Source organism: Micromonospora sp. NPDC005305, assembly GCF_040607315.1.
GTDB lineage: Bacteria > Actinomycetota > Actinomycetes > Mycobacteriales > Micromonosporaceae > Micromonospora.
On record NZ_JBEXGL010000030.1, the window covers coordinates 19,737 to 35,202 of the forward strand.

Genomic DNA, 15,466 nt, shown 5'->3' on the forward strand with positions numbered 1-15,466 from the left:
GATGCTGCCATTCCTCGACGCCGTGTCCCGGCTCCTGCACGACCACGGCTATGCCTTCGAGCCGGAACAGCTCGCCGACGTGTGCGCCCACCACCCGGACGAGGTGTGCGCGCTGCTCGCCGCAGCGGGCACCATCGCCGCTACCAGCGCGCAGATCGCCGTCCTGACCGACGCCACCAACGCGCTCGCCGCCACCCGCACGCACCGCGGCACACGCCCATCGCTGCGGGAACGGCTCGACCGCGTCGGGGAGGCGCTAACCACCGCCCTCGCCCGCCACGACAAGGCCACCACAGCTCTTCACCGCGCCTGTGAGTCCCTCATCCACGCGTGCACTGACCCGGTATCGATTCCCAATCCCAGCACCGCAGCGCGCAACAGGCAGACCGGCCGCGACGCGAGGCCCTGACGACGCGCCACGGCGCCGTTCACCAAGTGGCCGCGATCGGCAGGCCGAGGACCAGCACCACCACCGCCCGCTGACCGACGTCGCGCGCCGGTGCCTTGCCCGACCACACCCACGCCCAGAAAGGGGCGCTACCGCCATGGCCCTGCACCTCTACTTCGACCTGACCCAGACGCTACGGCTGGCTGAACACGCCGTCGCCACCACCGACCAGGCGCCCTCGTTCACCGAGCACGAAGATGGCATCGCCTGCCCCGGCGCGCTGGTGTGGGTTCACGACCACGGCGTCTACCTGATGTCCAGCGGCCTGCCGCGCCTCGAGGATCCGAACCGACCCGGCAGCAGCCTCGTCGTCTACGCCAACGGTTGGAACCCCGGCACCGACGGCCACCGCCGCGACCCGGATCTCGGCGGCGACGACTTCGCCGAGCACCTGCACCTCACCGACCAGCCCACCCCGCTGATCACCACCCTGCGCACCGCCGCAGCCGCCGGCTACCCGTGGCTGCACCTGACCGTGCGCACCGACACCTACGAGGTCCGGGTCACCCGGATCCGCCACCAGTCCTGACACCAGCCGACGGTCCCGCCGCCCGCCAGGGCGGCGGGACCGTCTCCGTTCTCGAGGAGCAACCTGCGATGACCACACCCGAGACGACGACGTCACCACCGACCCTGGAATCCGTCCTACTCGACGCCTGGAACATGTTCCACCCGGGCCAACCCGCACCACTGGGATGGCTCACCCACACCACCGCCCAGATCCACGCTCACCTTCACCACCAGCACACCCCGCCGCAGGCCCAGCCGCCCGCCGCCGATGCGTACGCACTGGCCCACTTCCGCCGCGAGGTGTGGCGATCCCTGCGCGAGGCCGCCAGTACCCACGACATCGACGCCGACGCTGCAGACCGGGTGCTGAGCGCGCTGGACCTGCCAGCACTGCCCCGCCGCTGGCAGGTCCGCCTCACCTTGTCCGTCCTCCTCGAGGTCACCGCTACCGGCCGTGAGGACGCCTTCGACACCGCCGAAGCAGCCGTCGAAACTGCCCTCACCGCCGCGGAGGTGGGAGCGCGGTTCGAGTGGGACGGCAGCGAGCGCGACGGCGCCGACCCCGGCGATGTGGACCCGGCCGCCGACGAACCGGCCGAGCTGAGGTGAGGGCCACGGCCCGCTGCACCGAGGCGATCAAGAAGCGCATCTTCTTCGGCTTGTCGAGGTCGACCCGCCGCACAGAGCCAGGCCAGACCCACGGCAGGGAATTGCCCAGCCGAATTCTGAGACCTGGTTCGCCTGCCAGCTCAGGCTGTCGCCGTGCTGGGTGCCGGGCGCGACGCCCGAGCGGCGAGGCGTGCCGAGTAGTTGGCCCTTGAAGATGTCCCCGACATGCGACTCTCACTCGCTATGAGCAAGATCTTGCCCCATCAGCGCCCAGGCTGGTCGTGCTGCTTCGAGTGGCCTACCTCGGCTTAACGAATGCGCTGGCGATGCTGCGGCTGCTGCTGACAACGAGATGACGTGCATTGGCGTCATTCGGCGTGGCCGTGGTTTGTCGAGGCCGATAGGTCCACTCCGGGCCCTGAAAGCCTGCTGATCACCACGCGTTCAATCCGTAAACCGTCCTCGACCGACCACGGCGACCACGACCCCACAGCCCGGCCCCGCGCACCCCTGGTTGAGTAGCCGTATGACGCCTTAGAGTGAGAAATCGGCGACGGGAGTTCTTATGAGAGCCGACATGGGCCGCGTGCGGGTGCGTCTTTTCTGGTGGGGCGGTGCCTTCCGACGACTGGTTCTGGTCAGAACAATCGACTGCTCGACGCACAGCGTCTGCGAGATGTGGCGGTCCCAGCCCGTCAACGAGGACGAGGTCGCCGCCGCCGGCCTCGTCCTCAAGCCCGCTCAATGGCATCAGCTGTGGTCCGGCCTGCCAGTGGAGAGGTTCGATCTGCCGGTCCCGCTGTACCGGGTGTCGTACGAGGACGACCCCTACGAACGGGAGGCGATGAGCGAGGCCCTGAGCCACCCGGACTTTCACCTGATCTTCTCCGTGCACACCATTGTGCACTACGACCTGCGCGAGTCGGTCCTGCTCGCCATGGACCGGCCGGAGGTCGGCACCCACAGGCTGGCCCGGCCGTTCCGCTTCTCCGCCGATCACTCGTCCCTTACGTTTGCCCGCCTGACCACCGAGGCGCCGCCGGCCCGTAGTTCGTACGAGGTCAACCTGAGCGACGTGCGCGGCGTAATGATCGGCGATGGCAACGAGCAGATCAACCGCTTCGACATCACGGTGCAGGACGCCGAGTTCGATCTCGAGCGGGTCCTCGCTCGTACGGAAGTTCGGAGGGCTATCGCCGAGGTCACCATGAACCCGGGCGACGAAAGCCGCCGCGCCAGGCTGATCAACGTGCTTGCGCATCCCGGCTGGTTCGTGTCGTGGCATCCGGCCCGCCTGAGCGTCAACGACCCAGGGGCCAAGCGATCGACCAGCTTCCTCGCCGCCCTGCTGGGCTTCAACGTCGACGTCAAGGTCGGCGACAACCAACGGCAGACCAATCGTTTCACGTACGTGACGTCTTGCCTTCCCAAGGCCCAGGACCTGCTGGCCAACAACGTGAAGCTGGCTCGGGCGGTCGCAGAGCTGATCTGCCCGGCCCACGCGACCACGGATACGGAGTCGCTGCTGAAGGTCGTCAACGAGGCCGTACAGGAACTGCCCGTGGACTTCGTCAACGGTCGCCTGCAGGCGCTCATCCTGGAGCCCTACCCGCGGATGAGCCTCGTCCACGTCGACGGAGCGATGGTCGGCGAGGACTTCGTCCAGGTGAACCTCTTTAACGTCGTCGCCGACATACCCAAAACCGACTTCGAACGGAAACGGCCGGAGCGCGAGTGGTTGGGCGAGCCCTACTTGCCGAAGAGCCCAGGCCGCCGGGGCGAATACCGGGGCCCTAGCGGACCAGCCCTCTTCTGATCAAGCACAAGACTACTGAGGGACATCGATGCGTGACGCTACCCTGCTGTTCATCCACGGATTTTGGTCGTCGCCGGCCACCTGGGACCGGATAGCCTCACGACTCGATGCGGACGTCGACCTGGCGCCCCTCCGCATCAAGCGTTTCGGTTACCGGTCACCCAAGCTGTCGCTGCCCCTACTGCCCACCCGGATCCCCGACCAGAACGACATCGCCCAGGACCTGGCCAGCTACATCGACCATCAGCTTTCGGCCGGACCGCTCGCCGTCGTCACGCACAGCCAGGGCGGACTCATCCTGCAGCGGTACCTCGCATGGATGGTGCACGAGAAGCGCGAGTCCGACCTCGCCCGGATCGAATTGATCGTCATGCTCGCGTGCCCGAACGAGGGATCCGAATACCTGCGCTCGATCCGCCGCGCCGCGGGCTTCGGACGTCACCCACAGGCGCGCGACCTGCAGACTCTCAGCGCGGACGTCGCCGACACACGCCGCACTGTCATGCACCACGTACGCATCCCACTGCACGCGTTCTCCGGCAGCTCCGACAACGTGGTACCGCGCGCGTCGGGTCAGGGAGCGTTCCAGAGGGTCGGGTCGCTGCCCGGCGACCACTTCTCCATCCTCAACCCGGACGTGCCCGGTAGCTCCACCGTTCCCGTGCTGAAGGACCTGCTGGTCCAGACCTTCATCAAGGATCCCGCCGATCCCCAACAGCCAGAAACGAAAGGCCCGAAGTACGTCGTCAACTTCCATGGCCCATCCATAAACACCTCCGTCGGCGACGGTCACCCGAACAACGGCGACTCCTGAGCACGCACCGGCCCGTCCCGTGATTCATCGTCGTCGCGCCCGTTCAAGCCCACTCGGTGGCAGATGACAGTGACCACCCGAAACCCCCGGCGCAACACGCCCTCGCCGGCACGGCCTACGGGTGCAGACACAAGCCCGCGAGACGACGGGAGCCCAGCCCCACCTGGGCGCCGCACGTCCTCGAAACTGTCCGATTTTCACGGCGCCGACCCCGGCGATGTGGACTCGGCCGCCGACGAACCGGCCGAGCTGAGGTGAGCGCCACGGTCCGAGGCCTGGTCGTCGCTCGGCTCCGCACACACGGTCGCCGTTCTGTACCCGCGGCACCTGCTGCTTCGCCGCACACGAGCACACCACCGCGCACAGGCACGACGGCGCCGAGCTGAACAGGGCCGCGCCTGTGCGCCGCGCACTACGACCACTATCTCGGTGACTTTCCAGCACGACAACCCGCCGCACCGAGCTGCTTCCTCAACCACCGGCCGACGAACCAACGGCACCGAAGCCCTCGCCGTGTGAACACGACTTGATCTATGGGGAAAGTCCAGCGTCACTGCATCCGGCCGCCGCCCCTGGCGAACCCGACAGCGACACCCCACACCGCTGGCCAGGGGCGGCGGACCCACGAACCAAACCCGTCGAAGGAGGCAACAAGCCGTGCAGATGCCGCACCGCCACGCCGTGCCGCGCACCGTCAACGACGTCCTGCTGTGGCTGCTCGCCACCGACGTCGCCGCCGCCCACCAACCCCATCCCGACCAGCCACGTCGCTGCGCCAACCTGCGTTGCGGCGGCTACCTATACCCGTGCCCGCCGGCACGGGACGCCCAGCGCGCCTGCCAGGCCGCGACCCGACCTGCCCCGTCCACACACGGCAGCGCCCGAGTGCCCGTACCGACCGCCCGGTTCGCCGGGTGGTTCCGGCCCGCGCGCACGCAGCCGGATGCCTCACCGCGCGCCGCCTGACCGACAGCGGAGCAGCCCACTCGGTCCGGCGCTACTGGCGCCCGACGACCCTGCACGGGCTGACGTACCGGTCAACCGGTAGCCGGACCCACGGGGTCTGTGCCTGGCACGGTCAGCGCTGGCTCTCCTCAGCCCTCGAGCAGGCGGCTCGGCACTCCCGGGGAGATCCCGGTCCGTCACGGCCCCATCGCGCATCCGCTTCGGCACCTCAACCTCAGTTCGGTCTGCAACGGGGCGCCGGTCACTGGCAGCGCCGCTGCGACCATGCGAAAGGAAGCCTCATGGAACCCGTTCTTGAACCCGACATCAAGTGCGACGACGACGCTGAAATCAGCGTCGGCGACGCGGTCCTCGGCAAGTCACGGCTGTTGTCACGGCAGTGCGACACCTGCATCTTTGCCCCCGGCAACCGGATGCACCTCGCCCCCGGCCGGCTGCGCGCCCTCGTTACCGAAGCCCTCCAGCGCGAAACGTTCATCGTCTGCCATCAGACATTGCCGCACGGCGGTAAGCCAGAGGCCAAGCCGGCAATCTGTCGGGGCTTCGCAGACCGCTACCGCACCCAATCGCTGCAACTGATGGAACGGCTCTTTGGCTTCGTCGAGGTCGACCCGCCACAATCAGCCGAGCACAGACCCGCGGCAGGGAGTTGACCGCCGTGAAGTACGAGGCCCGCTTCGCCTGCCGCCCGGGACTATCGTCTGCCGGTGCAAGGCCCGCCGCGGCTAGTGGTCCGCTGGAACCACCAATGTCGTAACTGACCCCTGCCGCATCGCCAGGCGTAGTGGGGTGAGCAGGCCGGCCTTCAGCGCTTGGTGCTCGGATTGCACCACAGCGCAGCCGATCCGCCCTCAGCCCAGGGAGGACTTTGCTTCTGACGGGGGTGTCGCCACAGCGAGGCGCCGGGCGTCATCATGGCCGGATGGTGGCAGTAGAGGCGTGGTTTCGCGGTGGGCCGGTCGACGGGAGACTGATGCCTGTGGAGGTCGCCGCCGACGGCAGCCCGCCAGCGGTGGTCAAGCTGCCTCAGACTGGCTCTTACGTCGGGGCGAGCGATGTCGCGGCGCCCGCAGTGGAGCACGTCTACGACCTCGTCGACAGGATTGATGACGTCGAGGTCTACCAGTACCGGCAGCCCGTCTCCGAGCCGGTCAGATTGACCGATTAGGCGGGCGGCCCTGCTCAGCTCAGCTGTTCCCGTTCGCGTTGCCGGGCGGCAAACCGTTCCAGTGCGGCCTGGTGGGCGCGTCGGTACTTGCGCCAGTACCGGATGCGCCACCAGCGCAGCTGCACTCGTTGCAGGAACGATGCCCGCTGAAACGATCCCACCTCGTAGCCGTACCAACCATGCTCATGCTCGGCTTCGCTCGGTGCCTCGCGTGTCATGCGGCCAGTGTCGCACCGACTCCCGCCGTTGACGTGGCGGCCACGCGCAGCACCAGGTCTCCACCTGGAACGCGTGCGACCGCCGCCACTGACGCGCTGACTGCGCTAGGTGCAGGTGAGCCGACCGTGGTGGCTGCGATCGAAGTGAGAACACCGCCTTCGCGCATCGGCGATGGCTCCACCGGGCTTTGTACGTGCGCCCGGGGCTAGACCTGCCGGGACACGACGTGTCGCTGCTGCTCGACGACGAGGCCGACCCGCTCTGGGATGACACTGCCGGAGCGCGACCGGGCGGCTGGCTCATCGTCGGGCGGTGGACCGGCCAAATCAGATGTTGCCCCAGGCAACCGGCGACTGGGTCAGGACTTCCGGGGGAGGCACCTGCGGAGACGCTGTGAGAGCGTTGGGGGTAGCGCGCTCGATACGGGGCAGCGCGCCATGCAGCCTGGGAGACCTCCACACCCATGACCACCTGCTATGACCCTGCCCAGAACCAGCCCGGCCAGCAGCCGATGCCGCCGACCGCCCAGTTCCCGCAGGTCCCCGCCCGACAGTTCCCGCCGCAGCCCGGCCAGGTGTTCCATGCCGTCGGGACCATCACCGCCAGGACGCCTCCGGCCGCGAGTACGACGTCGACGGAGAGGGCGCCATCTACGGCCACGACGACACCAAGGGCTTCCTCGACATGATCAACCCCGGCAACTCGGTGAAGGCGAACGTCTACTTCGAGGTGCCCAACGGCACGAAGCTGAAGGCAATCACAATCGCCGCCGGGCTGTTCACCTTCGCCGAGGACGCCGTCGTCAAACCCTGACAGGCCAGAGGCCTTCGACACCTACCCGGTCTCGACGCGCCAGCCCGCGCTACCCCCTCAACTGTTCGGAGCTGTTTCCCTTGCACGTACGTCAGGAGCCGATAATGGATAACGAGATTCAGCTGATCAGTGACGGCGATGGACTGGCGGTCATCGGACATCCGACGGCTGTCGAACGTTTCCTCGTCTCCGAGGGATTGCTGTCGAGGGACCTCGGACTGCACCGGCTCGGATCTGTCCTCAGTGCCGGGGCGGCCGCGGCACAGGCGGGTTCCGAGATTGCCGCCAACTCGGGTCGCTGGGTGCAGCTGACCAAGGAGTCCGCGCAGGCTGTCCACAAGTACGGGCTGATGCAAAGCAAGACTCCGGGCGTGCACCATGCGATGCTGGGGCAGCCGGGCTCGATCAAGAAATGGCTCCAGATCTCCTCGAAGGGGCCTGGCGCGATCGCGGGTAACCCGGCACTACTGGCCGGTGCTGCTGGGATCATGGCGCAGCTTGCGATGCAACAGAGCATGAAAGAGATCACCGACTATCTCGCCACGATCGACGAAAAGGTCGACGATGTGCTCCGCGCCCAGAAGGACGCCGTGCTGGCCCGCATGATCGGAGTCGGCTTCGTCATCGAGGAGTCCATGACCATCCGCGAGCAGCGGGGCCGGGTCGACGAAGTCACATGGTCGAAGGTGCAGGGCGCGCCGGCGACGATCGCAGAGACCCAGGCGTACGCGTTGCGTCAACTCGACGCGCTCGCGGAGAAGCTGGAGCGCAAGACCACGATCGGTGATCTCGCCAAGGCGGCCAAGGAAGCAGAGTCCAAGGCACAGGAGTGGCTCGCTGTCCTGGCTCGCTGCTTCCAGCTGCAGGACGCGATCGCCGTGCTCGAACTCGACCGGGTGCTGGACGCGTCGCCGGGAGAGTTGGACGGGCATCGCCTCGGGCTGAGGGCTACCCGGCAGAACCGGCTCGAACTCATCTCCCGGTGCACCGAGCGCCTGCTGGCCCGCATGGACGTGGCCGCGGGCCGAGCCAACGCCAAGGTGCTGCTGAATCCGATGGACTCCCCGGCTGTGGTGAAGTCGAGCAACCATGTCTCGACCGCCATCGTCGAGTTCCACGGGCGGCTCGGGATCGAGGGCGATCGACAGTCATCCGAGGCGAGACGATGGACGGACGCGGCCAAGGAGGCGAGGGACAAGGCGCTCGAGACGGGAGCAGACGGCGTCGGTGCCGCCAGGCGCCTCGGCGACGAGACCCTCGGCCGCGCCAAATGGGCGACGGGCAAGCTCTCCAGCCGGATCGCCGAGCGAACGCTCCGCCGGCGCGGGGACGACGAGGAACGCGAAGAGCATGACTGAGTGGGGCCGAGCGTCAGCCACATGGCCTCCCCGGTGGGTCTGGACCACTGAGTCTCGGGCTCGGTATGCCTCGACAGGCTTCATTTGAGCCGTCCTGACCCCGTCAGCGGCCACCTTCGTCTTGGGGTCCTCCCGTTGCTCTCGATCTGCAGGACTCCACGGCCGAGCGTCCGGTAGGAGAGAGACTTTCCTCTGCGGTTCTCAGCGCTGCTTTCCAAACCTTGTCGGTGGCGTCCTCGGGCGAGCGATCGGCGCAGCGAGCGGATGTCTGCGCACCGCGGGCCGCCCGACAACACGATCACATGGTGGCTGGCCCTACCGCGTCAGTTCTGACGCCACGTCAGTGAAATATTGAGATCGTCGTCTACCGGCCTCGCCACGGCGACGAGCGTAGATGCCGTCCGGACCGCTATCAGTCGGCCAAGGTTTCGGCCGCCTGCTGCAGGTGGCGGGCGGCCGCGGTCAGCGCGAGGACGGCCCGGGTCGGCAGCAGGCCCGGGCGTGACCCCTGGCGCAGGAATTCGCGGGCCAGGGCGACGTGCCATTGCCAGTGCCAGTCCGCCCTGCGCGGCTCCAGGTCGTCGAGGCACAGGTACGTGGCGCGCTCGGTGACCAGATTGAGAATGTAGGCGTCGGTGGGATCGCCGGGGTCGGGCTCGAGGCTTCCGGTGCAGTCGCACAGGCCGGTCGCGAAGCCGGCCTCGGCCGCGAGGCCCGACCACAGCATGGACTCGATGCCCGGGCGGCGGACCTGCAGGACCAGGTCGACCAGCAGGCGGGTCGTGTCGGTCGCCCAGTGGTGGAGGCCGTACTGGGAGGCGTCGATCAGCAGGGGATGGGGCTCGCCGACGGACTGCACCAGGACGTTGCCGGAGTGCAGGTCGCCGAAACCGCCGGCGTGCAGCACCTGCTCGCCGAGGCGCTTCGGCGCGACGCCGGGCAGCGCGCCCGTGTCCACGAAGTCGCGTAGCAGGGAGGCCATCTGCTCCGCGTCGGCCTGACCGGCGCCGCGGTCGTCGCGCCACACCTGTGCGTAGGTGCCGAGGGCCTCGAGGACGCGGCCGTGCAGCACCGGCGACATCGTGAGCCACTGGCTGACCGGCTGGCGCTCGCGCAGGCCCGGCTGCAGCAATTCTTTGAGGTGGCCGCGGTGCAGTTCGCGGGCCACCTTCGTCGCCTGCTCGGTGGTGGTGCCCGGCTGCTGCAGCCAGTCCTTGAGCGTGACCGCGTCTTTTGCCAGCTCGGCGGCGATCGCGCTGTAGCCCGACTGCTCGTGGGACCGCAGTTCGCGGTCGAGCCGGACAAGTACCTGCGATCGCAGCGCCCGCGCCGCTAGGCTGTTCGCCTCCTTCTCGGCCGCGAGGGATGCGCGATCGAGGCCGATCTTGAGGACGAACGACTCTGTGGGCTGGCCCGGTTGTACGCGAACGACCTTGCAGACGTGGGCGCCGGAGCGGCCGGGAGCGAGGTGCTGGACGGTCAGCGAGGTGCCGGTGTCGTCGTCGGTCCCGAGGCACTTGACGATCAGGGTGCGCGCGATCAGTTCGCCGCGCCTCATGGCGTCGCGGTATTCCCCGGGCGGGTCGCCCAGGCTGTGGAGCATGGATTGCACTCCCGCCTCGGGCGCGAAGACGATCCGGAATCCGTCCTCCCGATCCTGCACGCGCATCCGCTCGCGGATCCTGCGGGCGAGGTTTTCGCCATCCCAGCCGTTCCGGTCGCCCTCGAACGCTGGAGACATGGTCAGGTGGTTGTCACGGATAATGGCATCATCCGCACCGGCCCCCATGGAACGTTTTAGGAAATTCGGGTTTTTTTTCGATTCCCCGGTCACGACGAGGATGTAGCAGTTGTCCTTGCGACGTTTGCGTAACTCCTTCACCACGGGGAGGCAGGTCTCGTCGTTGAGGTCGAAGTCGAGGACTGCGAAGTCGAAGTCCACCTCGCGCGCCAGCTTGACCGCCTCGGCAGGGGTACTCGCCTCCTCGTACTCCACCTCCCATTCTCCTAGTTGGGAGAAGCCGTAGTCGAGGATGTCCTGGACCTGCCGGATCACGGCCGGCTTGTCGTCGACGACCAGCCCGCGCGCGAGGGTTTTCATGTCGGCATCCTCCATCGGTCGAGCTCCACCGTCACCGCATAGGTCCACGGCCGCTCGAACTCGGCCTCGTACAGCGTTCCGCCGAAGCGCTCGAGTCGGTGCCGCAACGTTTCCAGGCCTTTTCCGCTGCCGCCGGACTGCGGCGCGCTGCCGGTATTGCGGACCGTGATCACCAGGCGGTCCTGCCGGTAGTCGAGTTCTACCCGGAATTCCTGCGGCACGTCGGCCACCCGGTGGGTCGTGCGTGCGTTGTGCCGGATATCCAGCAGCACCTGCTGGAGCAGCCGATCGGTACAGAAGACACGGAAGGCTCCGCGCTGCTCGGCCGGCAGCAGCCCGTCATCGAGTACGTCGCCCCGTTCCCCGAAGAACTCCCGTACCGTCGGCAGCGCGTCGACCGGGCCGCGCGCGACGAATTTGCGCAGTACGGACTTGTCACCGTCGAGCGCGAACCGCAGCCACCACAGGAGGTCGGGGAGCAGGATAGCGGCCTCTTCCTTGCCGGGGACCATACCGGACTTGATCTTTCTTACGAAGTTGTCGACGCGCACCGTGGTCTCGTCGATGAACTTCGGCCCGTCCTCCGAGAGGGTTCGCTCCCACAGCGGAATCTCCTCCTGGGACAGGTCGCGCACTGCGCTGTGACTGACCAGGATGTCCCGCAGCATCGCCGCGTTCGGCAGGATCACACCGAGCAGGAAGTTTTGGCAGTGGCTCCAGGCCTCCCCGATCGCCTCGTGGTTGCGCGGCAGCCAGCCGGTGGCGATGACGAACTCTACGGTCGACTTCGCCAGCCACATCGGGGTGGAGAAGTCGTGCGCCGCGTAGGAGATCTCGTGCCTGATCTGCGACCAGGCCTCCTGCTTGCCGGCCGGCGGCGCGTACAGCGGCCGCCGCGTGTGCGAAAGCAGGTAGCGGACTAGCGGCACGCTGACGTAGCTGGACCGGATGCCCGGCGCCTCGTTTTTGTCGCGGAGGTCGTCTAGGAGGCGGCCCAGGGCGTCCGTGAGCTGCCGCGCCACGCGCAACCGGGGAAACGGTGCGCCGGTGCGCGGCGCGGCCATCAGCTGCAGGACCTCCAGCATGACCTGCGGGACGACGAGCCCCTCGTCACGGTTGGTACGCAGGATCCGGACCAGTTCGGCGGAGAACCGCTCGGGTGCGGCCCGGGCGAGCAGGATGACCGCTTGCACCCGCAGGCGCGCCTCGATCAGCAGCGCGGCCTCGCCCACGAGCATCGCCGCCGTCATGTCCACGATCAGGGCACGGCAGCGGGGAAACGACAGCGGCGCCGACGACAGCCACTGCGGCTCGGCGACCAGCAGCCGGATCAGCGCGTCGCGGTACTCCCGGTTGCCGGCCGCCTCTTCGAGCCGCTCCACCACCCGGGCGCGGCGCCTGGTGTTGACGTCGGCGTCGCGCAGGCGCAGCCGCCAGCTCAGATAGGCCACGCATTCGCGCTGGGTCACGTCGGCGCCGAACAGGTCGGCCGCCTGCTCCTCGAACAGCTGCTGCTTGGTGCGGGTCTCCAGCAGGTTCAGCAGCCACTCCCGGTGGTTGGCGAGCAACTCGGGCACGGGCGCGTAGAGCGTCAGCTCCGCGTACCGGCGGCGCAGCGCGCAGATGCCGCAGTGGCCGCTGCGCAGATTGCTCATGGCGGTCTGGGCCACGTAGTAGATCCTCACCGCGGCCCGTTCCTGAGGCGAGGACTCCTCCGCGCGGCGGACCCTGGCGATGCGCTGCAGGTTCACCGCGTCGCTGTCGCTGAGCCCGCTGACCAGCAGAACCACGGTGATTGTGACGGCGCCCTTGTCAGCCGCCAGCCCGACCAGCTGCTGCACCGTCCGGCCGCTGCTGGCACCGGAGTCGAGGATGAGCGCGTGCTCTACCGTCGGCAGCGCCGCCGATCCGGGCAGCTGCCAGTTCGCGGTGTGTGCCGCCCGGGGCACCGAGACCGCCTCCGCCCGCATGGCCGCCGGCAGCGCCTGCTTCATCTGGTCAGCGGTGACGGTCAGATCGTCCGCCGTGCCTTCGGGAAAAAGGATCGTCACCCTGGCCGACGCCTTACCGAAGGCCTCACGGTGGCGCCGTCTGATCTCGCTGACCAGGCGGCCGAACACCGCGTCGGTCCAGTCTCGCTCGCGGAACAGCAGCGTCGGGTCGACGTAGGCGGTGTAGTGCCGGTCGGCCGGGCGCTCGATGTGCCCGAGCCGGGCCGCGGCGTTGCGCTGCATCGTCTCGACGTACAGGTCTTGGTTGATGACCGGCACCGGGAGCGGCTGGCTGCCGTGCTCGGGGCTGCGCAGCACGGGGTCGATCGGCTGCGCCGGGCCGTCGTCGTCCGCGGGGAGGCCGACGTCCACCACGGCGAGCGACGCCAGCGGCAGGTCGACGCCGGGTTCGCCGGGCGCCCGCGCGTCGACGACGGTCGCGACGGCGACCGGATCCATGCCCAGGTCGAGCACCTCGGCCACGACGCCGGCTACCGAGTTGCCGCTGGAGACCACGTCGGTGACGAGCAGCACCCGCGGCCGCTCGTCGGTGTGGGGGACGTCGCGCAGGAAGTCGTAGTAGGCGCCTTGCGCGGTCAGCGTGCGGGCCACGGCGGCGGCGACCTCCGTCGGCGTGTGGGGAAGCCGCAGCACGACCAGCGGCACATCCTCGGCGGACGACGGCAGGCAGTCCTCGGCGCGGGCGGCGAGGGTGACGCCGACGAGCGCCCGCAGCTCCAGCTCGGACAGCACGCCGTCGAGGTTGAACCAGCGGCTGGTCCGGCGCAGGCTGGGCGTCAGGAACCGCCCGCGGCGCACGTTCCCGCCGGCCGCCGTGCCCTCGCCGATATTCTCGGGCGCGTCCCCGATCACGGCGGCGATCCGGTCGCCGACCCAGGTCGCCATGGCTCGCACAGCGCTTCGAGGTGACGCCCGCAGCCGGACCCGCTCGCCGTCGGCCACGACCAGCGCCGTGTGCCGGGCTAGGTCGTCCACGGCGGACATCTCGTCGGCGGTGAGCTCCGTCAGCGGCAGCGGCTCGCCTGCCGTGGACATCCGGCTCAGCACGTGTCGCTGCGCCGGCGTGCCGCCCGCCCAGTAATGCCGGTTGCCCGGCGCCAGCACGAGGACGGGCGGGGGTACCTCCTGACCGGCGGCGACGCGGTCGTCATACTCGGCGTTGACGTATTCCATCGCCACCGCCATGAGCGGGCGGTTGACGCTCGGGAACGCCAGGATGGCGGCCCGGTCGCCGCGGAAGCCCGCCACGATGTCGATTACCTGGAAGGCGGCGCGGCCGATCTCGACGTCGTGGGCGCCGCGACCCTCGTCCGGCGCGTTCACCGCCACGACGAGATGTGGGTTTTTCGCCAGGTTGCTGCGGATGTCGTCACGGCCGTTCTCGTTCAGCCCCAGGGGCGAGTAGAGCGTGACCGCCAGACAGCTCGTCGCCGCCGTCTCGCCGTCCGAGTCCGCCGTCGGCGTCCGCAACTCGCCAGCCTCCGCAAGCGCGGAGTCGCCCGGGTCGGCGAGGATGTCGCACTCGATGAGGGTGCCGGGCACAATCGCGGGCCCCCGGCCGGCGATTTTCTCGGTATTGCCCCTGTAGACGTAGCCGCTTGCCTGCCCCTGGCTGCTCAACAGCAGGGCGCCCTGGAAGGCGCGGACCACTCGGGCGACCTTCCACATCCCGCGGGCCGCGTCCTGCGCTCCGGTACGCGTGTCGGCCACGCTTACGCCCCCGTCGATGCCTCGGCCGGTGTCCGCCACGACTAGCCGGATCATCGGGCTGCGCGTCGCCGCGGCGTGCTGGGCGAAGCCTTCCAGCGACGGGTCGAAGTCGGTCGCCCGCTGCCCGTAGGTCTCGGGGTCGACGATCACCCCGCCGATCAGCACCTCGCTCGCCCCGGAGTGCCGTTCGGCGTTCTCGAGCAGCTCGAGCAGGATGCCGCGGGTCACTGCGGCGGCTGTCTCGGGCCGCAGGCCCAGCTCGCGCAGCGTCCGTTCCGCGGCGGTCGGCCGGGTGACCAGCGTGATGTCGCGCAGGCTCTCGCTCGGCAGCCACTGGTAGCGCATGATGCGTCGGTAGCGGTGCGGCCTCTCGGACGTCGGCGGAGCCATGAGCACGTCGCCGTCCGCGTCGGTCGACGTGGCGCCGCCGCCCGCGACCACCTGCTCGTCCAGGTGCTCGCCCAGCGCCTCGACTACGCCCGCCTGTTCCAAGTAGAGACGGCAGTTGTGCCGTTTCACGATGCGCTGCGCCGCGAGTGGATCGGCCGGTGTGCCGCTGGGCAGCGCGTCGGCGCTGGGCAGACGCACCTTGCAGTCGGCGCCCGCGGCCGCAGCTGCCCGGACGAAGACCAGCAGGTGGCCGAGGGCGACGAAGTCGGCGAAGCCCAGGTCGCTGAGGTCGATCAGCAGACGTCTGCCTCGCAGCGGGCCGGGTCCCAGGCGGGCCAGCGCCGCAGCCCACGTCGTCGCGTTGAGGCGGCTGCCGATTCTCAGATCCGTCATGGTGGGTGCCGTTCTGTCCAGGGCTGGATCGGCGATCGACTTCGAAGCTACCCACAGCGACTCGCGGATCACCATCCCGTAAACGCGTATTGATTTCGCACCGGCAGACATGATCCGATCCGACCGTGCCGAAAATAGG

The 15,466-nt window shown here is 68.7% G+C and carries 13 protein-coding genes; 10 read left to right on the forward strand and 3 right to left on the reverse strand.

The annotated features are described in order from the left end of the window. Position 1 precedes the first annotated feature (1 nt). From ABZS80_RS30305 to ABZS80_RS30340, 8 genes are all read left to right on the forward strand, one after another. Complete coding sequence (locus ABZS80_RS30305) at positions 2-409, forward strand: hypothetical protein (protein ID WP_355061210.1); 408 nt, start codon at positions 2-4, stop codon at positions 407-409. A gap of 136 nt (positions 410-545) precedes the next feature. Next, positions 546-977: a DUF3085 domain-containing protein gene (locus ABZS80_RS30310; RefSeq protein ID WP_355061212.1), complete on the forward strand. Its 432-nt coding sequence runs from the start codon at positions 546-548 to the stop codon at positions 975-977. 68 nt (positions 978-1,045) lie between these two features. Then, on the forward strand, positions 1,046-1,567 hold the full coding sequence (locus ABZS80_RS30315) for a hypothetical protein (protein WP_355061214.1): 522 nt from the start codon (positions 1,046-1,048) through the stop codon (positions 1,565-1,567). Between the two features lie 577 nt (positions 1,568-2,144). Continuing rightward, positions 2,145-3,383, forward strand: coding sequence for a hypothetical protein (locus ABZS80_RS30320; protein WP_355061216.1), 1,239 nt, complete (start codon positions 2,145-2,147; stop codon positions 3,381-3,383). A 28-nt stretch (positions 3,384-3,411) separates the two neighbouring features. Beyond that, positions 3,412-4,197 (forward strand): alpha/beta hydrolase, encoded by a 786-nt coding sequence (locus ABZS80_RS30325; protein WP_355061218.1) that lies wholly within the window; start codon positions 3,412-3,414, stop codon positions 4,195-4,197. 663 nt (positions 4,198-4,860) lie between these two features. Further along, positions 4,861-5,163, forward strand: coding sequence for a hypothetical protein (locus tag ABZS80_RS30330; protein ID WP_355061272.1), 303 nt, complete (start codon positions 4,861-4,863; stop codon positions 5,161-5,163). 281 nt (positions 5,164-5,444) lie between these two features. Continuing rightward, complete coding sequence (locus ABZS80_RS30335; protein WP_355061220.1) at positions 5,445-5,816, forward strand: hypothetical protein; 372 nt, start codon at positions 5,445-5,447, stop codon at positions 5,814-5,816. Between the two features lie 269 nt (positions 5,817-6,085). After that, a complete protein-coding gene (locus ABZS80_RS30340) occupies positions 6,086-6,331 on the forward strand; it encodes a hypothetical protein (protein ID WP_355061222.1) in 246 nt (81 codons plus the stop codon). Between the two features lie 14 nt (positions 6,332-6,345). Here the strand turns inward: ABZS80_RS30340 and ABZS80_RS30345 are convergent, their stop codons facing one another. Then, positions 6,346-6,549, reverse strand: a complete 204-nt coding sequence (locus ABZS80_RS30345) for a hypothetical protein (RefSeq protein WP_355061224.1) — start codon at positions 6,547-6,549, stop codon at positions 6,346-6,348. A gap of 649 nt (positions 6,550-7,198) precedes the next feature. On the opposite strand from ABZS80_RS30345, the gene ABZS80_RS30350 reads away from it, so the two are divergent. Further along, entirely contained in the window at positions 7,199-7,363 is a 165-nt protein-coding gene (locus tag ABZS80_RS30350) for a hypothetical protein (RefSeq protein ID WP_355061274.1), read from the forward strand. Positions 7,364-7,467: 104 nt separating this feature from the next. After that, complete coding sequence (locus ABZS80_RS30355) at positions 7,468-8,721, forward strand: hypothetical protein (RefSeq protein WP_355061226.1); 1,254 nt, start codon at positions 7,468-7,470, stop codon at positions 8,719-8,721. A 412-nt stretch (positions 8,722-9,133) separates the two neighbouring features. On the opposite strand, the gene ABZS80_RS30360 is transcribed toward ABZS80_RS30355, so the two are convergent. Beyond that, positions 9,134-10,837: a response regulator gene (locus tag ABZS80_RS30360; RefSeq protein ID WP_355061228.1), complete on the reverse strand. Its 1,704-nt coding sequence runs from the start codon at positions 10,835-10,837 to the stop codon at positions 9,134-9,136. Then, positions 10,819-15,438, reverse strand: a complete 4,620-nt coding sequence (locus ABZS80_RS30365) for a hypothetical protein (RefSeq protein WP_355061230.1) — start codon at positions 15,436-15,438, stop codon at positions 10,819-10,821. Before ABZS80_RS30365 ends, ABZS80_RS30360 begins: the two co-directional genes overlap by 19 nt. Between the last annotated feature and the right edge of the window lie 28 nt (positions 15,439-15,466).